Origin of the sequence: Orenia marismortui DSM 5156 (genome assembly GCF_000379025.1) — a bacterium.
Taxonomy (GTDB): Bacteria; Bacillota; Halanaerobiia; order Halobacteroidales; family Halobacteroidaceae; genus Orenia; species Orenia marismortui.
This window is the reverse complement of the sequence record NZ_KB900620.1, coordinates 12,137-38,187: the sequence shown is the minus strand read 5'-3', so window position 1 is coordinate 38,187 and position 26,051 is coordinate 12,137. Positions and strand designations below refer to the sequence as shown.

Below are 26,051 nucleotides of genomic sequence, written 5' to 3'. Positions count from 1 at the left end.
TTCTTAGGAGGTAAAAGGATGTTTGATCGTTTAAGTACCCGTTATATTATCATGCTTTGTTGGGTTATTGCTCTTGTAGTTTTATGGGGTATATTACAGTTATCTTTGCCAGGTAAACTTTTAATTGATAATTTAAATAATATTGAAGAATCTATCACAGCTGAAGATTGGGATTTAACTAATGAAAATCTTAATAAGTTAAAAAAAGATTGGCATGATAATAGATTAGCAATTCAAATTAGTAATGGGTCAGCAGAAGTTTATGAATTTGAAAGAGCATTAGGCCACCTTAAAACTTTAGTTAAACACAAAGAAGATGACTCTCTTGAATACTTAGGTCTCTTAAAAGAAATATCTAAAAACATAACCAATGTTTTTCCAGGACCTTAAAGGGGTGATATAATTGACAGATTTTCTTTCATATTTAATTAGAGTTATATTAGTTTATTTCTTTACCTATTTTGGTACTAGAATGCTTTCTAAAAAAGCTATTGCTCAAATGACTGCCTATGAAATGGCAGGAGTTATAGTTTTAACAACTGTTGCTGCTGAACCTTTAGTTACTAAAATTACTACTAAAGCATTATTTGGAACTGGAGTACTTACCTTCTTAATCATCTTAACTAGCAAATTGACACTTATTGATAGACTAACTCCAATTTTGGAACATAAACCAACAGTATTAGTTAAAGATGGACAACTTGATATGTATGCTCTAAAAAACATGGATTTAAGTTTAAATCAAATGAAGGGATTATTGAGACAGAAGGGGTATGATAAGGTTTCCGATGTAGAGTATGCTATATTAGAACCTCAGGGTCAACTATCTGTTATACCAAAATCACAGAAAAGACCACTACAGCCTAGTGATCTAAATATTAGTACCCAATATGAAGGCTTAACAGTCCCACTAATAATTGATGGGGCAATTATAGAGAGAAACCTTCAACATGTTAAATTAACTAAGGAATGGCTAATGGGGGAGTTAAATAAGCAAGGAATTATTAATTATGAAAATGAAGTTAATTTAGCTGAACTGGATACCTTGGGGAATTTATTGATATCCAAAAATAAGGGTTAGTAATATTACAAGAAATTTAAATAAAAATATACTTAATCTATCTTATTGATAACTCATCAATTATAATTTAATAGAGCAATAATAAGAGGATGCTCAAAATTGAGTATCTTTTTTTGTCAGAATTATTAGTATAGAGATGATATATACTTGCTATGAATATAAAAAAATTAATTATATATTCTAATGAAAAATAATATTTAAAGGGGAAATAATCAATATTTCACAAGGGGTTTTTATAATAATATAGAAAATTATAATTAATGATTTAAATTATAAAAATCCAGGAGGTATATAGCAAATATGAAAAGAGATAGTTTAATTTTTATAGTGATTTTGATATTAGGAATAATATTAGTTGGGTGTAGTGATGATAGTTCTAATATAAGTGAGAAACTTATATTATCCAATTTAAAGGTTATTGATGCGGAGACATTAGAAGCAGAGTTTAATGATGGAAGTAAGATTGAAATTACCGACTTCACCCCAAAACCTTTACCTGAAGCTCAGGAAACTGAAGTTAGTTTTTTATATAATAAATTAGAATATAAAGCTAATGTTATTTATGGTGCAACAATCTTTAGTGGTAATGTGAATATGAGTAGTAAACTAAACTCAAATAATATGGCTATGAGTACAGGTGTTTTAACTACAGCGACTGATGTGAGTATAATGGCTGTAGATGAGTTGGGAAATGTATATTCAACAGATACAGATTCTAATGGTAATTTTGAGTTGCTTACAGTACCTGATGCTCCATATGTAATTATATTTATGAATTCAGCAGGTCAATATATAGGAATATTAAAAGATAATAATGAAGATACTGTTAAAATAACAGCATCAAATCAACGAGTTGACTTAGGAGAGATTAGTATAGATGAAGTTGCTCAAAGAGCAATTTCAGAGAATGTAAAGAGTTTAAATAATGTTGAAACAAGTAGTATAGAAGATCCTGATGCTATAACATATACAAGTGATGTAAATTCAATTAATTCAATGTTATTTTTACCTTCAACTAGCAATATAGCTCAAGTTCTTGGAAAGGAATTAATATTGGGAAAAGTAGACTATAGTGTTGAATTAAATAAGCCAATATTTATTGAAGCTAGTTTTAAATATACAGTGGATACTCCTGTTTCAGCAGATGATCTTATATTAAATAGGGTAGATTATTTCTATTACAAAGATAATTCTAAATATCTATGGAAGTATAAAGATGATGAAGATGGAAATGGAGCTTTTGAGGAAAGTGAGATACATAATCCTAATGATGTAGTAATGCCTGCTTTAATGGAAAGAAATAAAGAGTATACAGCAGATGTATATGGTGATGATTGGATATATAACTTTGAAGAGATTATTGATACACTTCCAAATGATAATAGTATTAATGAGAAGGAGATAATGGTTTTAAAATTAACTATGCCAAGTGGAGATATTAGATATAGTTATTTTGCAAAAGGCATAGGCTTTGTTGCATTTAAGAATACAGAAGGAACTTTTGACCAAGTTGATTATGCAAGAGCAGGTAAAGAAGTTTATGGAATCAATCCAGATTGGTTTACAACAGAATTAGAAGAAAACTTGAGAAGTAAATTTTAATAATTAACTTTACAAAGTAATAATTAATAGAGTAATTATTAAAATCCAAACTATAAAAAGATTCTTTAAATATTTAAAGAATCTTTTTATATTCTGTTTTACATTGTCACCTTAATCTCGAAATAATTCTCAATTTTTCCTCTAGTAAAGATATCTTCAGTCTTTATAATTGTATCAAGATTAGTTGCACCTATACCTATATTTTCATCATTTTTTAATAAATCATTAATATGCCTTTTTTAAAACAGTCTAAAAATATAATTAACTTTAATTGCACATAATAACTTCTAAATGTCCAAAAAATTATTAATTTAATAAATAAATTTTACAAGGACACACTATAAGAGAATATTTTTTATTTTATAAATTATTTGATGATTAATAAAATAGTGGATATAAATAGTATAGAAACCATCATTTTATTAATATTAACTTTAATTGAAAAAATTAATTACATATTATATAATAATAGTAGTAATCATTATTACTATTTAAAGGGGTGTTGCTAATGAAGATAGCTGTTATAGGTTGTACCCATGCAGGAACTGCTGCAATTGTAAATGCAGCTAAGTTATATCCAGAAGCAGAGATAACTGTTTATGAAAGAAATGATAATATATCTTTTCTTTCTTGTGGAATAGCGCTTTATGTTGGTGGAGTAGTTAAAGATGTAGAAGGGTTATTTTATTCTTCTCCTGAAGAATTAGCTAAATTAGGCGTTAGAACAAAGATGGGACATGATGTTTTAGATGTAGATATAGATAATAAAAAGTTAAAGGTCCGTAATCTAGATACTAAAGAAGAGTTTGAAGATAATTTTGATAAATTAATTATTACAACAGGTTCTTGGCCAATCATACCTAATTTAGAAGGTATAGATTTAGAGAATATAGTCTTATCTAAGAACTTTTATCATGCTAATGATATTATTGAAAAGGCTCAAGATACTCAAAATGTAGTTGTGGTAGGAGCTGGTTATATAGGAGTTGAGCTTGTTGAATCCTTTGAAAGGAACGGAAAGAATGTAACGTTAATAGACATGGAGGATCGAATTTTAAGTAAATATTTAGACCAAGAGTATACAGCTGTTGCTGAAGAAGAATTTAAAAAGCATGATGTCACTTTGGCCTTAGGTGAGAGGGTCAATAAATTTGCAGGTAAAGATGGAAAAGTTTCTAAGGTAATTACTGATCATAATGAATATGAAGCTGATTTAGTAATTATGTGTATCGGTTTTAAGCCAAATACAGAATTATTCAAAGGACAGATCGATATCTTAGATGATGGATCAATTATAGTTGATAATTATATGCGAACAAGTAACAAAGATGTACTTGCAGCAGGTGATTGTTGTGCAGTAAGATATAATCCTACAGGAGAATATAGATATATACCATTAGCTACTAATGCAGTTAGAATGGGGACTTTAGTAGCTAGAAACTTGAAGCAAGAGACTACAAAATATATGGGAACCCAAGGAACTTCAGGAATCAAGATTTATCAACATAATATAGCTGCTACTGGACTAACAGAAGAAGCAGCTCAAGAAGCTGGTTTAGAAGTGAGTACAGTAACAGTAACAGATAATTATAGACCAGAATTCATGCCTACATATGATGAGGCTAAATTAAAGGTTGTTTATGAAACAGATTCACGAAGAATTGTAGGAGCTCAAATCATGTCAGAAACAGACTTAACCCAATCTATAAATACTATGTCAGTAGTAATTCAAAATAAAATGACAGTAGATGAATTAGCATTTGTTGATTTCTTCTTCCAACCTCATTTCAATAAGCCTTGGAACCTATTGAATATGGCAGGGTTGAATGCTAAATAATATATTAAAAAAGATAAGGTTATAGATTAATTGAAAAAATTTAATAAAAATCTAAAGAGTTGAGTCTTAAGCATACCTGTAAAAGGGTATGCTTTTTTTATTTATGCTAAATTTAGATTTAATCTTGTACTAAATTAAAATCAAACTTTGCGTTTTTTAGAAGGATTTTCATATAATGTATCTAATTAATAAAATAATAGCAAAGTTTATTAATTCATAGTTAGTTGTATATTTTTTACAAATAGCAAAATGAAAATATTGAAATTACAATAAATTTTAGAAATATGATGCTATTATCAAATAAATATAATGAGGGGGAGGCTGAAATATATTGGAATTGGGAGGTAGAAGAAAGAATAAATTAAATATATATTCTATTATCTTATTTTTGCTTCTGATATTATTGTTACAATTAAATGATGTTAGTGCTCAAGATAATATTAATAGTATGATTAATTCTTTGAAAAGTGTTGATAGATTAACATATGTTAATTTTAAAAATTTAGACAAGAAAATTAAGAATTATAAATTATATGCAATTAACCTTAGCGAAGATACACAACATTACCCACTAATAGTTGCTTCTGAGGATAATATTGAGAGTATAAGAAGAGAGATTAAAGCTAGCAATTTATCTGAAAAAGAGATTATGGGTACCTTTGCTGATACATTATTAAATTATAAAACCTTTTACATTACAGATCAGACAGGAAATCATTATTATCTGATATTAAAAGAGAATAATGATATAAGCGATTTAGAATCCAAGCAAGAATCTTCTAATAAGTTATTAGAAGATTCTCAAGAAGAAAGTGGAATAGATATACCGATAATTTGGTATATATTTGGGGTTATAATTATTTCAGTTGTATTTTTCACTCTAAAAGTTAACAGATCTCAAGATAAGGATAATAGCATAAGTGATGCAAAGATTAAAGGTGATTATGGAGAAGAAGATACTGTAGATCCTCTAGAGCAAAGTATAGAAGAAGTTATAGCTTCTGAAGAGAGTATGATGGCTATGCCAAAAGATGAGTTATCAGAAATTATGGGATTACCTCAGAATATGGTTTTGAATATGTTGGTTCGTTTTGATATTGAATTATTTGATACTCCTCAAGTCAAAGGTATGTTACAATCTGTTGCAAGAGGAACCTTATCATTATTAAATAAGTTAGAGGCAAAGAAGAAATATTGTGAGACTTATACTGATAAGTTACGAGTACTTTCTCCTAAAGAAGAAGAGCTTAGCAAGATAAATAATTTAATTGAGGATATGTCATATATATCTAAAGAGATCAATGATTTTAATAATAATATATCTGTAGATATAAAGTTGATCAATAGGAAATGGGAAAATATAAATTTAATGAGTAAGGATGAAATTGCCCAATCAGTATATGGATATAGAGATATTTTAGTTGAAGCAAGAACAGAGATATGGAAATATCTAATGAATATAGAGAATTGTATGGTTGATGCTAAGAAATACTTAACAAAATATAGAAGTGATTTTGCTTTTGCTTCATCAGATATAGAGGTGGTAATTGAATATTTATCTGGATTTGAAGTTATAGTTGATACAATTTTTGATAGGTTAGAAAGTATTGATATGAATCAATCATTAGTACAAGAATGTATTAAGCAGCTAGTTAATGAATATCAAAATCTAGACAAGACAATTGGAATTATTGAAAAACAGAACAATAATATTTTAGATAATTATGAAGAGGTTTATCAAAAGATTGATGATTATGATTTTAATGGTTATCTGGAAATTGTTGAAGAACTAATTAATGAGATGGATAATAATAATCAGGTTATTAAAGAAGCCAACCAAAAGGTTGATAAATTAGAAGATAAATTTAATAAGAGAGAAGATGTACCTGTTGATGAAATAAATAAGATGAAAAAGTCATTAGACTCTCATTTTGAAAAATTTGAATCTATACAACAATCGATCATAGAAGAAAGGGAATTAATTAAAGAGTTAGCTGCTATTAATGATAAAGAGAAGATAAAAATTCTATCTAAATCTAAAAAGATGGAAGAAGAGATACTTAAATCTTTAGCAAAATGTAAAGAAGAGGTTTGTGTTACTGCTTATGACTTTACAAATGGAAGAATTTTGGATGAATTGAGTAGATTAGCTGAAGATAAGAAGATAAGAATTATAATCGATTCTAGTTCTAGAGATGAGGGTAGAAACAAGGAGAAGAAAGGCAAATTAAAAAGTTGGTTTTCAAATAATAAAAATGTAGAGGTAAGAGCTTATGATAGAAGATCCTATGGCCGTTATGCTAAAATGCATAGGAAGGAAATAGTGATTGATAATCAGATAGTAATAACAGGTAGCGCTAATTTTACATATTCAGGTTTGAGCAAGAATATTGAGAGAATGTTAATTATAGAAGAAACAGAGACAGCTAATAAACTCTTTAATGAGTTTAATGATTTATGGAAGCAAAGTAGGTCGATATAATAAATTATTTAAGGGGTGGTATTTTTGAATAATAAAGTAAGTAATCTATTAATTATACTTTTATTGGGGTTTTTAATTGGAGGAATGTTTTATTTATTTCAACAATATAAAGTGGTTGAGTCTGATCAAGCATCATTATCTGGCAAATTAGAAAATACCAAAGCAAAATTATCTAATGTTAATGATAAATTACTAAGGCTTGATTATAAGAACAAGCAATATGATGTTCAAATAAATAGCCTTCGTCAAGCTATGTCAGCTGATAGGATGGGACTAGGTTTAAAGAGAGTAAAGGCTTTTGCTTTAAATATTCGTCAGAATCAAGGAACAGATTTGCAGCCAGTAGGTGTGCTGTTCCAAAACGCTTTAGTTGAAGTTGTGGATACTAGCAATCCGATCTGGTATAAGGTTAAGTTATCTATGGACGGACTAACTCCAGTCAAAAAATACAAGTATACAGTAAAGTATGCTAATTCTGAAGGACAAACAGTAGCTAACATACAAAAGCAATTTCTGAAAGATGGAAATTTAGAGAATGGGCCTTATTATTATTTACATAGTTCATATTTGTCAGAAAGAACTATCAAGGTAGATAAGGCTCCTAGTAATCCTAGTAATCCTTTTGTATATGGATTGTTATTTTTTGATGATAATATCAAAAAAGTTTTAGAAGGGCAGATATGGAGTAATATGAAAGATGAATTATTTGCTAAAGGTTATGATGGGATAAAAGTAGTACCTGTCTATAGAAAAACATTTATTGATGATGTTAATGCTGGAAAATATGATGCTGTAGAGAGCTCTCCTGGAGATTTTATTTCAGCAAACAAGAATGGAACCTTTATGAAGGCTTTTGCAAAGACAGTAAATAAAGTTGATAATAGTACAAGCTATTCAGGAATTATTATAGTTAATAGAAATTCAGGGATTAATTCTTTTGAAGATTTAAGAGGAAAGACGATTTATGCTAGAAGTGAATATTCTGAATCAGGTTATAGATATCAGAAGTACTTTTTGAAGAAGTTTTATGATATAGATATTGAAGAGGATGCCAATGTAGAGACTGGATTTGGTCATCAAGAGGTATTGCTAAGAGTTGCTAAAGGAGAGGCTGATGCTGGATTTTGTGGCGATTTTGTAATGACTACTACTCCATTATATCAGTTCCAGTGGTATACGAAAAAAGCTGGTGTAGTTCTTGAAACTGAAGAGCAATTAGAGAGAATGAGAGATAGTGTTAAGTGGTTACGGATGGATGACGCAATGCCTGAAATACCTAATAATCCACATAGTATCAAAAAAGAGTTATACAATGATCGACAATTTGTGGATAAGTTAAGAAAGACTATGATTAAAACTTATAATGAATATAAAGAAGAGTTTGGATTAACAACTGCAATTACAGCTGAATATGAGCAGTTAAGAGAATTTGAGCTTGAGTAGAAATTAAAAGCATACTTCAAAAAGAAGTATGCTTTTAATTGATTATTGCAGGATAATAAATTAAAATAAGGTAATATTATAATGAGGTTTTACTAGTGATAAATTTAACTATCATTATAAAGAGGGGATTATAATAGTTTAGTAGTAATTACAGAGTTTATTAAGGAGGAATAGCATTGTTAAATTTGGAGAAAGTATTATCTCAGGTAAAATCATGGTCAAAAGAGGTAGGTAAGATTCAACTTGAAAAGATGAATTCAGATATAGAAATAAATATAAAAGGAGATGAGATAGATCTTGTAACAGAGGTTGATGAATTATCAGAGAAGATATTAATTGAAAAGATTAAAGACAGTTATCCAGAGCATTCTATCTTATCAGAAGAGAGTGGAGTTGATAGAAAAGAATCTAATTATTTATGGGTGATAGACCCTATTGATGGAACTACCAATTATGCTAGTGGATTTTTTGCTTTCTGTATCTCTATTGCTTTACAATTTAAGGGAGAAACAGTTTTGGGGTTAGTGTATGTTCCAACTTTAAATTACATGTATTCTGCTATAAAAGGAGAAGGGGCATTTTTAAATGATAATAAGATCAAGGTTGGCAATGCTAAGTGTTTGAGAGAATCAGTCTTAGCCACAGGATTTCCTTATGATCGTGCAAGTGATTCTGATAATAATGTCGATAATTTCACTAAAATAGCAACTAAAGTCAGAGGAATTAGAAGAACTGGAAGCGCAGCTTTTGATCTGTGTAATGTAGCGGCAGGGGTCTTTGATGGTTACTGGGAAGGAAAATTAAATCTATGGGATATAGGTGCTGGTCTACTAATAATTGAAGAGGCTGGTGGTAAAGTTATGTTTGATGAAAAAGAAAAAGGAATAACAGTTATTGTAGGAAATAAAGATATAGTCGATATATTAAATCAAGAATTAAAACTTATAGATTAATTTTAAAATACCTAGTTTACTAGTTTATACAAGAACTTGAATTTAAAGTGAAATTTAATGGGTATAATGCGACACTTTTAGGTGCTAGGTCATAGGAGTTAGTAAGATCTTTCTATATCCTATCTCCTAACGCCTAACTCCGAAACTGTCGCAATATTTTTCTATAAATATACATTTTAATTTTATGCTAAAAGTGGATAGATATAATTTTATGCTTATAATGGATAAAAAAAGCTTCTGTTTAACAGAAGCTTTTTATTTTAACATTTATAAAAAGGAAGCGCTTCTTTTTTATAGAATATAATATATTGAAGTATTGAAGAATTATTAAAATTATAGGAGGCTAACAGATGAAGAAGAAGATACTGTTATTTTTATTAATAGCTACTATCTCTGTCTTAACTGCTTGTAATGATCAGTTAACACAAGGAAAGTTATCTATTAAGGTAGAAAATCAATTTGGTGAAAGTGTAGAGCAGGCAAAAGTGAGTTTAGATGGTCTTAATGCTAAGCAAACTAATTCTAATGGAGTAATTACTTTTAATATTACTAAGCCTGATTATGAAGTAACAATCTCTAAAGTTGGATATGATACATTGACTAAAAATATTGTATTAAGAGAAAAAGAATCAACTTTAGTTTTAGAATTAAAGAAGAAAGATACAGCAGTTATAGTTGGTGAAAAAGAATATATAGATATTGATGATAATACAGTTAAATTCCTGTTTAAAACGAATTCATATAATAAAGTGAGTTTTTATTTGGGAGAAGATTCAAATGATTTAACAGTTAAAGAGCAAAATATTGATTATGATAATGAAGGTTTAGAAATAAGCAATTTAAAAGCAGGAAAGACCTATTATTATAAAATAGAGGCTAAAAATAATGAAGATAGTACTTCTACAGAAGTCATTACCTTTAAAAAATTAGGAAACACCAATAATTGGGAAGCACCTGATTGGCCTAGAAAGGCTGTTTTCTATGAGATTTTCGTGAGAAGTTTTTATGATGGAAATAATGATGGTGTTGGTGACTTTGTTGGATTAAAAGAAAAGATACCATATTTAAAAGACTTAGGTGTAGATGCATTATGGTTGATGCCTATTAATTCTTCTCCTAGCTATCATAGTTATGATGTAGTAGATTATTATGATACTAATGAAGATTATGGAACAATAGAAGAGTTTCAAGAATTTTTAAGAGCGGCTCATGAGAATGGAATAAAAGTAATTATGGATTTAGTTATAAATCATACTGGTGATAAACATCCTTGGTTTGAAGCAGCTTCAAAAGAAGAGGAGAATGAATATACAGATTATTATGTTTGGAGAGACCAATTTGATGATATTTATGAAAAAGGTCCATGGGGGCAAATGGTTTGGCATAAGGTTTCTACCCCAGAATATTATTATGGAACTTTCTGGAGTGGAATGCCTGATTTAAATCTTAGAAACCATAAAGTAAGGGAAGAGATGAAGAAAATAGCTAAGTTTTGGTTAGACCCTAATCAGGATGGAGATTTTTCTGATGGAGTAGATGGATTTAGATTAGATGCTGCTTTGCATATAGATGAGGATGGAGATGTAACTCATAATTGGTGGCAAGAATTTAATTCTGCTGTTAAAAAAGTAAATCCAGAAGCATTCTTAGTAGGTGAAAACTGGACAGAAACTGATGAGATGGCACAATTTTTTGAAGATTTAGATGCATCATTTAACTTTAGCTTAGCTGATCAAATAATAAGAATGGTTAATGGTGAGCCAAGAGATATTCTGGGTGATATAGAGTATATTCATAATCGTTATAGTAGGTATTCTAAAGATTTTATTGATGCTACTTTCCTAAGAAATCATGATCAAAATAGAGTGGCTCATGACTTAGTAGAAAATAAGGAAAAAATGAAATTAGCTTCTTCTTTATTATTAACATTACCAGGAACACCATTTTTATATTATGGTGAAGAACTTGGACAAATGGGAGCTAAACCAGATGATAATATCAGAGAGCCTTTTGATTGGTATGCTGATGCAGAAGGTGAAGGTATGACAATAATGGCAAAAAGTAATTTTTATAATAAGATGAAATATACTGAAGCTAATGATGGGATTTCATTAGAAGAACAAAAAGGTGTGGAAGGTAGTATTTTTGAGCATTACAAAGAAATGATAAAGATTAGAAAAGAGAATCCCATCTTTTCTACAGGTAACTACGAAAAGATAGATACTTCTGCTAGAACTTATGCTTATAAAGTAAGTGGTGGAGATCAAGAGTATAATCTATATGTAATTCATAACTTATCATCAGATAAGAAAATTATTAGTGCATCTTCTGATGTACTTGAATTAATAAATGATTCCAAATATAAAGCCTCAGATTCTATAGAATTAAAAGCTTATGGAACTTTAATATTAAAAGTTAAGGATAATAATTTAGTGATAAATTAATAGTTAAAATCTTTAAATAAAGCATATCCTATATAGGATATGCTTTATTTTTATATATGCAGGAAAAATTTATTTTTTATAGTAAAATAATAGTAGTGATTACTATTAGTATTATGGATAGAATATATTATAAAAAGGTATAAATAATAATATATAAATTTAGATTAAATAAAATCAATAAGGAGATGAGACCATGAAAATAGGAGTTATTGGATTAGGAAAGATGGGTAGGAATTTAGCATTAAATTTAGTGGATCATGGGCATGAGGTAATTGGTTATGATAGAAGTTCTGAAAGTGTAGAAGTAGCTGAGCAAGAAGGAGTTAAAGGTGTTAAAGACTTAGAAGAAATGGTAACTAGTCTGTTAGGAAGAAAGGTTATCTGGATGATGATTCCTGCTGGAGATCCTGTAGATAATACTATTGAAGTTTTAGCATCACTTTTAGATAAAGAAGATATTATTATAGATGGTGGTAACTCTAATTTTAATAACACTCTAAGAAGGAATAATTTTCTTAAGAAAAAAGGAATACATTTGGTTGATGCTGGAACCAGTGGAGGAGTTGAAGGTGCTAGAAATGGAGCATGTATGATGATAGGAGCAGAAGATGAGGTCTTTGATTATTTAGAAGATGTCTTTCGAGATGTAAATGTAGAAAAGGGATATTTACATACAGGGCCAACAGGTAGTGGTCATTTTGTTAAAATGGTTCATAATGGCATTGAATATGGTATCTTACAAGCAATTGGAGAAGGATTTGAAATTATGGATGCCAGTGATTTTAAACTTGATTATAAAGAGATAGCCCGGGTTTGGAATCATGGGTCTGTAATTAGAAGCTGGTTGATGGAATTAACTCAAAATGCTTTTAGTAAGGATCCTCAATTAGATAGTATAAAAGGTGTGATAAATTCTTCTGGTGAAGGATTATGGACAGTAGAGGAAGCTCTGAAACTTAAGGTTCCAGCACCTATAATTACTAATTCTTTATTTGTAAGATATCGTTCTCAACAGCAGGATACTTTTTCAGGTAAGGTTATTGCAGCATTAAGAAATGAGTTTGGGGGTCATGAGGTTGAGAAAAAGTAAGTTAGAATCCTGTCAAATTATTATATTTGGTGGTACAGGTGATTTGACTCATCGTAAGTTGATACCAGCTTTTTATAATCTCTTGGAAGATGACTTACTTCCTGAGGAGTTTACTATAGTTGCTACTGGTAGATGTATAGATAATCGAGAAGAGTACTTAAAGAGTTTGTATAATTCATTACAAAAGTTTGTAAGTAGAGAGATCAAAGAAGAGGTTTGGAATTCATTAAAAGAAAGAATTTACTATAAATGTTTTGATATTTTAGAGGAGAACGGATGTAAAGGTTTAAAAGAACTGCTAGATAGTTTAGATAATAAATATAATATTCCTAATAGAAGAATATTTTATTTAGCAGTACCTCCTAGATTTTTTGGAACTATCGTTACTAATTTAGATAGATATAAGTTGCTTGATTTTTCTGGTGATTCTTGGTCTAGAGTAGTTATTGAAAAGCCCTTTGGTTATGACCTTGAATCTGCTTGTGATTTGAATAAACAGATAACTAAAGTCTTTCCTGAAGAAAATATCTATAGAATTGATCACTATTTAGGAAAAGAAATGTTGCAAAGTATGATGGTAATTCGATTTGCTAATTTATTATTTGAACCATTATGGAATAATAAATATATAGACAATATTCAAATTATCTCTAATGAAAAGGTTGGGGTTGGAGATAGAGGAGCTTATTATGAAAAATCTGGAGCTTTAAGGGATATGGTACAAAATCATATGTTACAGATATTATCTTTAACTGCTATGGAACCTCCTGCCAATATGACTACTGAGTCTATAAGAGATGAAAAGATCAAAGTTTTGAAATCATTATCTAAATTTGATAATGTTGATGAGTATGTTGTTAGAGGGCAATATGAGGCAGGGAAGGTAGACAAAGAAGAGGTTATTGCTTATCATGATGAAAAGAATGTTTCATCTGATTCTAAAACAGAAACCTATGTGGCCTTAAAAACCTTTGTTAATAATTTAAGGTGGTCTGGGGTTCCTTTTTATATTAAGACTGGTAAAAGGTTGTCAACTAAGTTAACAGAAGTTATTGTAGAGTTTAAATCTGATTTTCATCCTGCCTATCAAAATAAATCTACTAATTTAAGTCCTAACTTATTAGTAATTAAGATTCAACCTGAAGAAGGAGTCTATTTTCAATTTAATGCCAAAGAGCCTGGGAGTAAAGAGAAGATTGTGCCTGTGAAAATGGATTTTTGTCAGAATTGTCAAGTTGGTTTTAATTCTCCAGAAGCTTATGAGAGATTAATGCATAGTGTGATTGTTGGTGATCAAACCTTATTTACTCGTTGGGATGAGGTTGAATATTCATGGGATTTTGTCGATCAAATAGCTGATTTTTGGAGTGAAAACCAAAAAAAATTACCCAAATATCCAGCGGGAAGTAATGGCCCTAAAGAAGCTGATGATCTCTTGATAAAAGATGGACGGAAATGGTGGGATATTTAATAGTTTTTTCTTAATATTAGAAAAGTGAACTATAGATATAGTTCACAGTATAAGAGGGAGTTGCTTTTACCGAATTGTATCCGAGAAAGCCTCGCTCTTGTTAAAGGGTGGGGCTTTCTCGGATATTTTAATTTTTAATCGACTTGAAAATTATTTATATAATACATTTCTTCAATACGAACTCCTTTCGTAATATAATACAGATAATAACTGATATTAAGGGGTTTTTAACAATGAATACCTATAATAGTACAAGGCACGCAAAGTTTCTTTTAAACTATCATTTTATATGGATACCTAAATATAGAAAACATATTTTAGATAATCCTGAAATCAAAAAATTAACTTTAGATACCATTAATGAACTAGCTGATACACATAATTTTGAAGTATTAGCTACTGAAATAATGCCAGACCACATACATCTTTTTATATCAGCTTTGCCCAAGTATTTTCCCAGTAAGCTAATGAATATTATTAAAGGTACTACTGGAAGACGAATATCAAAGCACTTTCCAAATTTGAATATTAAGGGCTTTGTATGGACTAGAGCTTATTTTGTAGCTGCTGCGGGAGACATAACTTCTCAAAGTATAAAACAATATGTTCAACAACAGACTAAATAACATAAAATTAAATTTCTATTAACACGGAGAGTTTTTGAATTGTTAAAAACTCGTAGGGGTAATGTTAGTTCTGAAACTATCCAACACTATATTGAAACCAAAGGTGATAATATGCAATTAACTTATGTCCTAGAGTTGCTAAAACCAACTAAAAGAAAACAAAATATATTCTTAAACAATATTGCAGAAGTAGTTAAGAATCGTCAATTTGTTGCTGACAAACTTAAAGCAGGAGAAACTAAACTGAGTTCTGCTGACTTTAAAGAAATAAATCTACCCTCTGCTGTTAAGAATCAAAATATTAGAGAAGTTAAAGCACTCTATAAGTTGTTTTTAAAATCTGATTCTAATAAAGATAATTTAGAATTTAAGGATAACCAACCCATTTGCTATAATAATCAAAATTATAAAATTGATGGGTCTATAATCTCAATACCTCTTTATACTACCAAATGTCAAAGATTCGCCTTTCCTATTAAGCAGACTAAAAGGTTTGAAGAATTGCAACAATATATCGAAAGTGGTTGTAAATTAGGTAAAGCTAGTCTGTTCTATAAAAGAGGTAAATGGTACTTTGCTGTAACAATTAAAATTTCTGATAAAGAAACCACTAACTCTAATGTAATGGGAATTGATATAGGACTTCGGCAATTAGCTGTTGCTAGTATTAAAACTCCTAAAGGTAAAGAGATTAATCGTCAATTCCACAATGGTAAACAAGCAGGCTTTATCCGCAAAAAGTATCGTTCATTAAGAAGGAAACTAGCTCAATCTAAGAAGGTAAAAGCCATTAAAACCATTGATGATAAAGAGCAAAGATGGATGGTAGATTTAAACCATAAAATTAGTCGTCAATTAGTCAATCTTGCTGTGCAAGAGCAAGTTGGCACTATAATTATGGAGAATCTAGAGAATATCCGAAATACCGCTAAAAGTCTTAATAGAGCAGGTTCTACCACGAAGAGTTCTTATAGAACTCGTAGGGATAGAAACCTTCATAGCTGGACTTTCTATCAACTTCAACAATTTATTGAATATAAAGCTGAATTAGCTGGGATTAAGGTAGAATATATTAACCCCAAATATACCTCCCAGAGTTGTTCTAAATGTGCTAAAGTTAAAAAGTCTAATCGTAAAGCTAATTTATACTCTTGTGAATGTGGTAATCATATCCACTCTGATTTAAATGCAAGCCGTAATATAGCTAATAAATATTCAGCCTCCGTGTCTTAACAGACACTACGTAATAAAGTACATTTGCAACAATCTGCTTAGATGGTAATAGTCTAAGTGCCTAAGTTGGTATATCCATATCTTAGGAGGGCTGATGGCATAGCCTAAAGTTTGCGTTATGACGGCCTTGATGGCCTAATACTGAAACTATCAATGCGCAATTTAAAAGAAAGTTTCAGTGAACTTGCCTACCAGAAATGGACTGGCATTTAATCAGCAGACAACCTCGTAAGTTTCTTTAAGGAATCCTCGTTCGGAGAATCACGAAAGGTCTATGACCTGTAGGTGACGATAGGAACGGGCGGGGAGGATGTCAACCTCTTATTTTGTTCTATTAGCAAAAATAGAATTTGATTTAAATGCCATTATATTTCATTTAATAACAGTTTGAAAAATGATATAATTATTTTAGTCTTCCTTCTAAATCTAGTCATTATAAACAATACAGCAAAAATCATTGCATTAATATAAAAATTTTAAGTGGAAGGATGATCTTATGAGAAGATTTATGGTAATTGCGATTATATCATTTCTTTTATGCTCTAATACGATAGCAAGTGCTAATAATTTAGAGTTCAATGGAGGAGTTACATACAATAACTTTGTTTACTCTGACATTGAAGAGGGAAATATTAATGAGTCTTACTGGGTAAGGGAGTCTTTAAATAGTGGTAAAGGATTTTATTTAGAAGGAGTATATTGGATAGGTAGTAAATATGGATTGGGTTTAGGATTAAATAATGCATCATCTTCATGGAGTTCTTTTGACACTTATAATGATAGTAGTAGAACAGAGTATTCATCTGAATATGATTTTGATGGATATTATGGTAAGTTAGCTTATAAATTAACAGATAATGTTCGATTAAATATGGGACTTAGCCATAATCAATTTACAGAGAGTTATTATGAGTATAATTCTTGGGAGAAGACACCTTTTGAACAGGATATTCTAGCAGGAGATGGATTAGGAGTTATAGTAGAAACACAAATAGATTATCCTATTAATGACCATGTATCTTTTATTAGTAATTTTGGTTATGGTAAAACAAAGATTAAATTAAATCATGTATATGATTGGGATACAGATAAATTAGTTGAGAATTCAGCAGATAAAGAATTAATAGTAGATAGTTTAAGGCTTGGAATGAATCTTGCTGTTAAATTTTAGATTGTATTAATCATTAAAAATACTTAATACCCATAATTCACCTTTATTAATCTTTTGGAATAGATTATATAAAGGAGGTGGATTATGGGTATTTTTTCTTTAACCAAGAAAATTAAAAATAAGATTACTAATTTTTTTAAAAAGGAGTGCCATTGTAGAAATAAAGATCAAGTACATCTTAACTTAGATGGATTAGAAATATTTTTGGAACGTTGTATGGCTTACGATAAACCCCATGAAGTTACTATAGTTGTTCCTAGAGCAGAGTTAAGAAAGAAGATAGAAAAAGGAGATGAATTAGAAGAGATAGAGATTTTATTGAATAGCATTACAGTTGTTAGTTCACCTCAGCGTCCATCTAATGAAGGTAATGGAGAAGAAGCTCCTTTGCCAGAACCACCAGAGATACCACGGAGAAGTTTAAACTCAAAAGAATAATTTCTGTGAATAATTGAAAAGCTAAAAGCAAACTATAAGAAAGTAATAAATTAATAAAGGAGGTAATAATGAAGAGATTAGGTTTATTATTATTAATTTTTGCATTAGTTGGTACAGGTGCTTTTCTTTATTATACTCAAGCAGATACTACAATTGAAAAAAGTGAAGCAGCTACATCATTCTATAGTTTATCTCCTACCATGAGGTTAATGGCTAGGACTTTGGATGCTGAAGCTCGAGGCGAACCTTATGAAGGTCAGGTAGCAGTAGGAGCTGTTATTATGAATCGTGTCCGTGATTCTCGTTTTCCTAATACTATATCTGGTGTTATTTATCAGCCTTGGGCTTTCACAGCAGTAGCTAGAGGTCATATATGGCAACAGACGCCAAGTGATCAAATTGTAAAAGCCACTTTAGCAGCCTATCGTGGTTGGGATCCTACTTATGGTTCTGTATACTACTACAATGCAGCAAAAGTAGAAACAAATTGGATTTTTTCTCGAAAAATTGTACGAACAATAGGTAAGCATATCTTTGCTAAATAGGAGTGATAAATTTGGATTTTAAAACAATAGGTATAGTAGTCTTAGTCTTTGCTATAGGAGTATTAGGTTATTGGGGTTATAATCAGTATAATGTTACTAAAGATGTAGAGAGTGAACTAAATAATAGATATGAGAATGCATTTCAAGGTGTAAATCATCACATAGATGCTTTAGAAGCGGAATTAGGAACGGTTATGGTTGCTAAAGCTGCTGACAACTTATCAGTAAATCTATCTAATATTTGGCGTTCAGCTTATTCGGCGCAAGAAGATATAGGACAAATCCCTATTAGTGATAGTTCATTACAGAACGTTAAAACTTTGCTACATAGGGTATTACAATATACAAATCATTTAGATAAAAAGGTTGTTGATGGTGGTTTAAATGATAAGGACAAAAAAATGTTAGATTCTTTTTATCAACAGGTTGCAGTTGCAAATAAGAACTTAGAAAGTATTCATGATAAGATGGATCGAAAGAAGTTCAAGTGGTATAATAAAAAAAGAGTTAAGATGGATCAAAAAGATAGTCAATATTCTGCTAGTCCTCTAGCTGGTTTAATTGAGATGGATGGTAAACTAAAATTAAAGGATATTCAAAAAGAATTAGAATCTCTTTTTCCTGACGGGGGTATTAGGTTAACAGAAGAAGATACAATTACTGGTTTAACACAGATTAAAGGAGATAACATCAACCAGAAGCAAGCAATTCAAAAAGCTAAGAGATTTATTAAAGATCCTAATCGATACAAATATGAAATTAATGATCAAGAAAAATTAGAAATAAAAGGTAAGACAGTAAAAACTAATTTACCGGCACATTCTGTAAAAGCTACTAATAAGAATAATAAGAATGAGGTAGTATATATAGATATCAGTAAAAAAGGTGGAAGTGTAATCTGGTTATTAAATCAAAGAAATATAAAGGGTAAGAAAATTGGAGAAGAAAAATCTGAAGCGGTTGCCGAAAGATTTCTCAAAGAAAATGGATATGAAAAGATGGAGGTAGTCTCTAGTAAGCCTTTTAATGATATAGCTATGATTGTACTTGCCCCTGTACAAAAAGTTGGGAACTATGATGTAATAGTTAGTCCAGATTCGGTGAGTGCAGAAGTTGCTATGGATAATGGTGAAATAATAGGTTTTAATGCCATAGAATATCTTTTACATCATAAAGATAGGCCTAAGGGTATGTTAACACCTAAGTTAAGTATGAAAGAAGCTAAGGAAAGAATAAGTGCTAATTTAAATATAATAGAAGAAAGATTAGTTATAGATACTCATGGTGGAAAAGAAGTATTGTGCTATGAGTTCATTGGAAAAATTGCCAATGGAAGAGGAGATGCTAATTATCGAGTTCATATTAATGCAATGACTGGAAAAGAAGAGGTTGTACAAGGTGTTGATGATGATTTTTATAAAAATGTAAAGTAATATAATTAGATTCTGAGGTTGGGTACTCAACCTCAGAATCTAATCCTTAATAAGCGGATTTTCAGATAAAAAGGTGCATTGTATAATTAAATGCACGGATAGTTCAAAAAATAAAAAATGACACACATTAATACCTCATATATAATGTTAACTGACCAAAGCAAACATTGGAGGTATTAAATATGTGCCAAAATAATTATAACACAAAAAGTAGAAAAGGAAAACATTTAAAGTGGGAAGAGAGAAAGATAATAGAACATTTATATAATATACAAAACAAATCGAAGACAGCAATAGCAAGAGAGTTAGGGAGGCATAGGACGACAATAAGTCGAGAAATTGAAAGGGGAAAGCTTGTATTATTAAATTCAGATTACACTAAAAGAATAGAATACGATGCTGATATAGCTCAAAACTTATATGATAACAATGCGACTGCTAAAGGAGCTAAGATTAAAATAGGAAAAGATCATCAATTAGCTGAATTCATAGAAGAAAAAATAAAGGAAATTATTCTCCAGAGGTAATTGCAGAGATGATTAAAGAGGATGATGGGTTTGAAATTAAAATACATTGGAAGACGATATATAATTATATAGATAAAGGCATTCTGTTTATAGATAGAGAAGATTTGGTTTATGGTAGATATAAAAAGACTAATAAATCTAAACAGAAAGAAAAAGAATCAACAAAAAGAGAAAAGAGGGAAGAAAGATATCAGATAGGCCTAAGGAAGCTGATAAAAGGTCAGAAATAGGTCATTGGGAAATGGACTTAGTAGAGGGTAGGAAAGGTAAAGATGAGCCCTTTTTATTAGTTTTAACAGAGAGATATAGTCGCAAAGAAATAATAGAACTAATACCTAATAAGACTCAAGAATCTGTAATAAAAGGATTAGATCGCGTAGAAAGAAGAATAGGAGTTAGAAAATTTAGAGACTTATTTAAAACTATAACTACAGATAATGGTAAAGAATTCTATGATTATGAAGGGATAGAAACTTCCTTTACAGGAAGTGATATCTCAAGAACTAGTCAATATTATGCTGATGCTTATTGTTCTTGGCAAAGAGGTAGTAATGAGAATTTAAATAAAATGATTAGAAGGTTTTTACCAAAAGGAAGTAGCTTTAAGAATATTAGCAGAAATGAAGTTAAAAGAATTGAGCGATGGATAAATAATTATCCACGAAAAATGTTTGGGTTTAAGAATGCAAATTATATATTTGAAGAACAGTTAAAGGCAGCTTAAAATTTATGAGGTATTGAGTAAATAAAAAACCGTGCATTTTATATTGCAATTTATATTTTCAGATAAAAAATAAAAAAGTTCTTGACCTTTTTAGTGAAGTTATATATAATAATATTTGTGTTAAGGGCGAATAGCTCAGTTGGGAGAGCACCTGCCTTACAAGCAGGGGGTCACAGGTTCAAGTCCTGTTTCGCCCACCAAAAATTTCTGATTTTAATACGCAATGAAATTTTTAGTATTAGGCCATCGAGGCCGTCACACCATTTATATAGCCATTAGCTTTTAGCAAAATCTTAAAAGATTTAGCCAGAGGCCAACAGCTAGAAGCCAAAAGCTAACAATACGGGGATGTGGTGGAGTTGGTTTACCACGCCGGCCTGTCACGCCGGAGGTCGCGAGTTCGAGTCTCGTCATCCTCGCCATTTTAATATAATTTATCATTTAGATAGACCTAAAATAATCAAATTCGAGAGAACTGGAATTTGATTTTTATATTTTTAAATCTTTCTTGTTCAAAACTCTGATATGGCGAGATAGCTCAGTCGGTAGAGCAGAGGATTGAAAATCCTCGTGTCCCCGGTTCAAGTCCGGGTCTTGCCACCATCTTTGAATAATATGCGAAAGTAGCTCAGCTGGTAGAGCATCTCGTTGCCAACGAGAAGGTCGCGGGTTCGAGTCCCGTCTTTCGCTCCAGTTTAAGTTAATATTAGGGTGGCATAGCCAAGTTGGTAAGGCAGAGGACTGCAAATCCTTTATTCCCCAGTTCGAGTCTGGGTGCCACCTCCATAACTTAATTTATAATGTATAATTAATAATTGATAATTAAAAGTATAAATTATTTTCAATTATACATTTCACATTATAAATTTCAAATTAAATATTATGCCGAGGTGGCGGAATTGGCAGACGCATCGGACTTAAAATCCGGTGGGCTTTTATGCCCGTGTCGGTTCGAACCCGACCCTCGGTACCATCTTTAATTTACAATGAAAATTAATAATTCACAATTAAGAGTTTTGAAGACTTTTAATTGTTTTTTTAATATATAATTGTAGATTATCAATTTTAACTTAATATTATGGGGATATAGCTCAGTTGGGAGAGCGTTACGTTGACATCGTAGAGGTCAGTGGTTCGAGACCGCTTATCCCCACCATTTACTAACCTAGTGATATCAATGGATTAGACAACATTGATGGAACGGGTTATTTTTTATTTTGGGGTGATTTCCCGAAAAAGTCCCGAAAATGATTTACAGGGATTATTTCTTTAAACTATCTTTAAGTTTTTGAACAGCTGTTCTCTGCATTGAAGGAGTTATATGAGAATAGGTATCTAGAGTTTGAGTAATTGAAGAATGGCCCAATCTCTCTTGGACTATCTTTGGATGGATTCCAGCTTGTAACATAAGAGTGGCATGGGTATGTCTTAGATCATGTAATCTAAAATTGGATAAGTTAGCTTTTTCAGCAACTTTATTAAATTGTCTTGTTGTATATAAAGGCAGATAAGGATCACCATTTTCTTTAGCAAAAACTAAATTATACTTATTATTATATTGACTTCCTAATTTTAATTTATTTTCTTTCTGCTCTTTATTCCGACATTTTAATATTTTGACAATATCATCATCAATACTTATTAGTCTTATACTTGATTTGGTTTTGGGTTCTCTATAGATTAACCTTCCTCCAGAGAGCTTACTTACACTCTGTCTTATTTGTAGTGACTTATCTTTAAAATTAACATCCTTCCATCTTAAAGCTAATAGCTCACCTCTTCTCATTCCTGTGAAGGCAGCAATATAAATAAAATCATGAATCCATCCTTTAGCGATATCTAATATTTTTTCTAATTCTTCTTGCTTAAGGGCTTGAATTTCTGGGTTTTCTGGTTTGGGTGGATCAACATATTTAGCTGGATTGTTCTCAATTACCTGTAACTTTGCAGCATATTTCAAAACCTGATTAATGACAGTATAATGCCTCTTAACAGATTTATTAGATAGACCACCAGATTTTCCATCTAATCTACCATTTCTTAATTTTTCACTTAAATATCTTTGGATATGCATAGGTTCAAGATCAGATATTTTAATCCCACCTAACAAAGGAATTATATGAGAATTGATTATAATATCATAATATTCCTGTGTAGATGGAGCTAAATTAGTTTGGGCATAGTCTTGATACCATTGATGTAACAGTTCGCTAAGAGTTAGTTCTGAAGGCTTAATATAAGTGCTATGTTCTAATTCATACTCTAATTCCATCATTCTTTTTTTAGCTTGAGTCTTATTCCCTTGAACAGTTTCATATATCCGTCCATATTTTCCTGTAACAGGGTCTTTTCCAGTACTGATTGTTATTTCCCAGGTGTTTTCACCTTGTTTTCTGATATGACCCATTTTTTCATCTCCTTTTTTATATTGTGATTATTTTCCCTTAATAAGAGGGTATCCAATCGCTCTATTCTTTGTTTAATTCGTAGTAATCTCCTTTTTTCAAAGAAGAATGGAATTCTTTCTAAGGAACCTGCTGGATATTGTCTAAATCCTTCATCATAGAGTTAATTCTATTAATATAATCTGATTCTGTAGGGAGGATATCTAATGATAATTGTTGATTTTTCTGCACAAGACCACCGCCTTAATTAAGTTATTTGTATATTACTAGTATGCCTATATCATGCTAAAAATATGCAGAGTTTCAATAAATAATATAAAGTTATGATAAAGAATGATAGGTGTATGACATAAGTTATTTTCAAACATATTATCCTCATATACCAGCAATTTCTTTTAATGCTGGAAGGAGAAAAGGTCAAGGAGGAACGCAAGAATGAGTAGTCCTTGATGTTTTTGACTGGAAGCATATAATGAGCAGGACTGGTGTAGAAGGGGAAGATTTAGATATTTTTAATTATATATCCTAGCATATATTTAATTTTTATAGTGATATTAGTTCATAGTCATGATGCTTAATTCCCCAACCTTGCTCTATTTAGATAGATGGGGCTGCTATATAGTTCGTAATGTAATGGAGAACTATGTTGCAGTAATAACATAAACTAACATTCTATTAATATTGATCTTTAATCTTTTATCTCCCGGAAGCAAGCTGAGGACAGATGAGAAACTGATGCGTCATTTCTCATCGCCTCAAATCCTGTCCTTCAATCTTCCCTGTCCCCCATTTTAATGCAACCTTATTGGCGAAGTGGTCTGTTGAGCCTGCTTAGGAAGGGAGTGACGATAGTACGAAAAGTCTGTTAAGACTTGAAGAAAAGGCTAAGGGGGTTTGGGGGAAAGGGAATGAGGGAAACAATGGGCTTGCGAAAAGTGCAGAGTAATTCAGGTAGAAGTAGTAATTTTCTTGTCTTTACAGCTAGCATGGTTTTTTATGCTGGCTGGGTAGGGAGATGCTCTTAGCCGAGTGTAAGGAGTGGAAAGCAAGATAGATACGAGACCGGATTTGTTTTTCACGAAGAGTCTGATAAGACTCCCAGGGTGCTAGCAGGTTGTAGCTATCTTGCTTGGAAGGACTGGAACTGGGCGTCTGCTTTTAGGGATTGTGATAGCAGGTGGTTGTGCTGCTTTGACAATCCCATTCCTTGGAGTGAATAATATTGTTTGGTTTATGGTAATATGATACAATTAATATAAAAGGTGGTGATTAATTATGTGGAGTGTAAAAAGGATAGTAAAAAGATGGTGGGATAGTCCAATTGAGTACTCTTTGGGCCTAGGTGCAATAGTTTTTTATTTTCTAGATCATAATCTACAAGTTGCAGCTTGGTTAGGGTTTGCAACTATTTTTTTCTTAGTTTTCAGAATTATAGAAAAGAATGATTAAAATGGAACACCTAGGAAACTGTTTAGATGTGATGATGATATTTGGGAAGAATTTAAGAATATATGTGATAAACTTGGCAGTAATGCAAGCGTGGAAATAAGAAAATTTACAATTGAATTTAATAATAAACATAACAAAAATAAATAAGAAAGCTATATAATTTTTGAAGATTAGATTATGAAAAACACCACTTTACAAGAAATAAAGTAGTTAGATTAATATTTATTACCTAAAAATAACAAAATCAGATATTTAAATCCTAGGAATATTAATTGTAATCATATAAAAAACATCTTGGAGGCAATCTGATCTATGATTAATATTCCTAAAAAAGAAATGAAACCTTAATGTTTATTTTAGTATCACTCAAATTTTGCAAAACTAAGCTTTGAAATTTTTAGTTTGATAATAAGAGCTATAATTTAGCTAGATAAAATGTTTAGTATCAGAGTAAATTCATAAATGAGCTTTTTATTAATATAGTAAGTCAAGTAATAGGTTGCTTATCATTATTGAGTATATTGATTATGGGATTGAGGAAGTGGAAGCCAGGCTTAGATCCTTATTTTAGGACTGGAGCTTTTGTTTTAGCAGAGGTTGATGATGTGATTGATGGAGTATTACTGGAGTTCCCTGAGAATGATTCATTAAATAGCATTAATGATTTATTGGATAAGGTCTTGAGTGAGTTGGAGGAGGCTGGTTATGAGATTGGTAATGAGAGTAAAAAGAAGGTTGAGAATAGGTTGAAGGCTAAGGTTAAGAAGGAAGAGGGGTTGAAGTTGGAGCTGGATCGTGGGGAGTATAAGGTTAGGTGGGATAAGGAGTTTTAGGATGGATAAGATAGTTACAAAATAATTGAATATAATGCAGTAAATTTAGGGTGTAGGCTAAAGCTTACATCCTTTTTTTAGTTTATAATATAAGATAAAGAAGTAACTTTATAGTAATTGTTAAATAATTTACTATAAATGAAAAGGGAAAAGATAATTTTTATAGAATAAATGGGATAGATTTACCAATATTTATTTTTTTATGGTTTGTGTTTTTTATTTTATCTATAATTATTGAAAAGTCATTATAAGATATTAGTTAAG

The 26,051-nt window shown here is 30.6% G+C and carries 19 protein-coding genes, 7 tRNA genes and 1 pseudogene; 26 read left to right on the top strand and 1 reads right to left on the bottom strand.

Translation table 11 applies throughout. The features are described 5' to 3' along the window. The first annotated feature begins 18 nt into the window (after window positions 1-18). The 24 genes and pseudogenes from OREMA_RS0109690 (at window position 19) to OREMA_RS0109575 (ending at window position 22,256) form a co-directional block, all read left to right on the top strand. Window positions 19-390, top strand: a complete 372-nt coding sequence (locus OREMA_RS0109690) for a DUF4363 family protein (RefSeq protein ID WP_018249068.1) — start codon at window positions 19-21, stop codon at window positions 388-390. Between the two features lie 13 nt (window positions 391-403). Beyond that, window positions 404-1,081 carry a DUF421 domain-containing protein gene (locus OREMA_RS0109685; protein WP_018249067.1) on the top strand — a complete coding sequence of 226 codons (678 nt, stop codon included), beginning with the start codon at window positions 404-406 and terminating at the stop codon, window positions 1,079-1,081. A gap of 300 nt (window positions 1,082-1,381) precedes the next feature. Beyond that, complete coding sequence (locus OREMA_RS0109680) at window positions 1,382-2,683, top strand: hypothetical protein (protein WP_018249066.1); 1,302 nt, start codon at window positions 1,382-1,384, stop codon at window positions 2,681-2,683. 508 nt (window positions 2,684-3,191) lie between these two features. Continuing rightward, window positions 3,192-4,520 (top strand): FAD-dependent oxidoreductase, encoded by a 1,329-nt coding sequence (locus tag OREMA_RS0109675; RefSeq protein WP_018249065.1) that lies wholly within the window; start codon window positions 3,192-3,194, stop codon window positions 4,518-4,520. A gap of 331 nt (window positions 4,521-4,851) precedes the next feature. Then, a complete protein-coding gene (locus OREMA_RS18870) occupies window positions 4,852-7,002 on the top strand; it encodes a phospholipase D-like domain-containing protein (protein WP_018249064.1) in 2,151 nt (716 codons plus the stop codon). A gap of 24 nt (window positions 7,003-7,026) precedes the next feature. Beyond that, window positions 7,027-8,445 carry a PhnD/SsuA/transferrin family substrate-binding protein gene (locus OREMA_RS0109665; protein WP_018249063.1) on the top strand — a complete coding sequence of 473 codons (1,419 nt, stop codon included), beginning with the start codon at window positions 7,027-7,029 and terminating at the stop codon, window positions 8,443-8,445. A gap of 176 nt (window positions 8,446-8,621) precedes the next feature. Further along, entirely contained in the window at window positions 8,622-9,398 is a 777-nt protein-coding gene (locus OREMA_RS0109660; RefSeq protein ID WP_018249062.1) for an inositol monophosphatase family protein, read from the top strand. A 350-nt stretch (window positions 9,399-9,748) separates the two neighbouring features. Next, window positions 9,749-11,842 (top strand): alpha-amylase family glycosyl hydrolase, encoded by a 2,094-nt coding sequence (locus OREMA_RS17595; protein WP_018249061.1) that lies wholly within the window; start codon window positions 9,749-9,751, stop codon window positions 11,840-11,842. 193 nt (window positions 11,843-12,035) lie between these two features. Continuing rightward, window positions 12,036-12,932: a phosphogluconate dehydrogenase (NAD(+)-dependent, decarboxylating) gene (gene gnd / locus OREMA_RS0109650; RefSeq protein WP_018249060.1), complete on the top strand. Its 897-nt coding sequence runs from the start codon at window positions 12,036-12,038 to the stop codon at window positions 12,930-12,932. Beyond that, the gene (gene zwf / locus OREMA_RS0109645; RefSeq protein ID WP_211205760.1) at window positions 12,913-14,403 is read left to right on the top strand and encodes a glucose-6-phosphate dehydrogenase; all 1,491 of its coding nucleotides are present in this window, start codon (window positions 12,913-12,915) and stop codon (window positions 14,401-14,403) included. Before gnd ends, zwf begins: the two co-directional genes overlap by 20 nt. A 233-nt stretch (window positions 14,404-14,636) precedes the next feature. After that, window positions 14,637-15,029: an IS200/IS605 family transposase gene (gene tnpA / locus OREMA_RS0109640; protein ID WP_018249058.1), complete on the top strand. Its 393-nt coding sequence runs from the start codon at window positions 14,637-14,639 to the stop codon at window positions 15,027-15,029. 39 nt (window positions 15,030-15,068) lie between these two features. Then, window positions 15,069-16,262 carry an RNA-guided endonuclease InsQ/TnpB family protein gene (locus OREMA_RS0109635; RefSeq protein ID WP_018249057.1) on the top strand — a complete coding sequence of 398 codons (1,194 nt, stop codon included), beginning with the start codon at window positions 15,069-15,071 and terminating at the stop codon, window positions 16,260-16,262. Between the two features lie 496 nt (window positions 16,263-16,758). Beyond that, entirely contained in the window at window positions 16,759-17,433 is a 675-nt protein-coding gene (locus OREMA_RS0109630; protein ID WP_018249056.1) for a hypothetical protein, read from the top strand. An 84-nt stretch (window positions 17,434-17,517) separates the two neighbouring features. Next, entirely contained in the window at window positions 17,518-17,871 is a 354-nt protein-coding gene (locus OREMA_RS0109625) for a hypothetical protein (protein WP_018249055.1), read from the top strand. Between the two features lie 68 nt (window positions 17,872-17,939). Continuing rightward, complete coding sequence (locus OREMA_RS0109620) at window positions 17,940-18,416, top strand: cell wall hydrolase (protein WP_018249054.1); 477 nt, start codon at window positions 17,940-17,942, stop codon at window positions 18,414-18,416. A gap of 11 nt (window positions 18,417-18,427) precedes the next feature. Next, window positions 18,428-19,849, top strand: a complete 1,422-nt coding sequence (locus OREMA_RS0109615) for a PepSY1/2 domain-containing protein (RefSeq protein ID WP_018249053.1) — start codon at window positions 18,428-18,430, stop codon at window positions 19,847-19,849. A 182-nt stretch (window positions 19,850-20,031) separates the two neighbouring features. Beyond that, window positions 20,032-21,100: pseudogene (locus OREMA_RS19465) on the top strand (IS30 family transposase). Window positions 21,101-21,224: 124 nt separating this feature from the next. Continuing rightward, a tRNA-Val gene (locus tag OREMA_RS0109605) sits at window positions 21,225-21,300 on the top strand. A gap of 144 nt (window positions 21,301-21,444) precedes the next feature. Next, window positions 21,445-21,522, top strand: a tRNA-Asp gene (locus OREMA_RS0109600). A 105-nt stretch (window positions 21,523-21,627) separates the two neighbouring features. After that, window positions 21,628-21,703, top strand: a tRNA-Phe gene (locus tag OREMA_RS0109595). A 14-nt stretch (window positions 21,704-21,717) separates the two neighbouring features. Next, window positions 21,718-21,793, top strand: a tRNA-Gly gene (locus tag OREMA_RS0109590). A 17-nt stretch (window positions 21,794-21,810) separates the two neighbouring features. Continuing rightward, window positions 21,811-21,886: transfer RNA gene (locus OREMA_RS0109585), tRNA-Cys, on the top strand. 98 nt (window positions 21,887-21,984) lie between these two features. Further along, window positions 21,985-22,073: transfer RNA gene (locus OREMA_RS0109580), tRNA-Leu, on the top strand. A gap of 107 nt (window positions 22,074-22,180) precedes the next feature. Next, a tRNA-Val gene (locus OREMA_RS0109575) sits at window positions 22,181-22,256 on the top strand. A 105-nt stretch (window positions 22,257-22,361) separates the two neighbouring features. On the opposite strand, the gene OREMA_RS0109570 is transcribed toward OREMA_RS0109575, so the two are convergent. Continuing rightward, window positions 22,362-23,507 carry a tyrosine-type recombinase/integrase gene (locus OREMA_RS0109570; RefSeq protein WP_018249051.1) on the bottom strand — a complete coding sequence of 382 codons (1,146 nt, stop codon included), beginning with the start codon at window positions 23,505-23,507 and terminating at the stop codon, window positions 22,362-22,364. 1,273 nt (window positions 23,508-24,780) lie between these two features. Here OREMA_RS0109570 and OREMA_RS18865 point away from each other — a divergent pair. Then, complete coding sequence (locus tag OREMA_RS18865) at window positions 24,781-24,954, top strand: hypothetical protein (RefSeq protein ID WP_018249048.1); 174 nt, start codon at window positions 24,781-24,783, stop codon at window positions 24,952-24,954. Between the two features lie 527 nt (window positions 24,955-25,481). Next, complete coding sequence (locus OREMA_RS0109545; RefSeq protein WP_018249047.1) at window positions 25,482-25,787, top strand: hypothetical protein; 306 nt, start codon at window positions 25,482-25,484, stop codon at window positions 25,785-25,787. The last annotated feature ends 264 nt before the right edge of the window (window positions 25,788-26,051 follow it).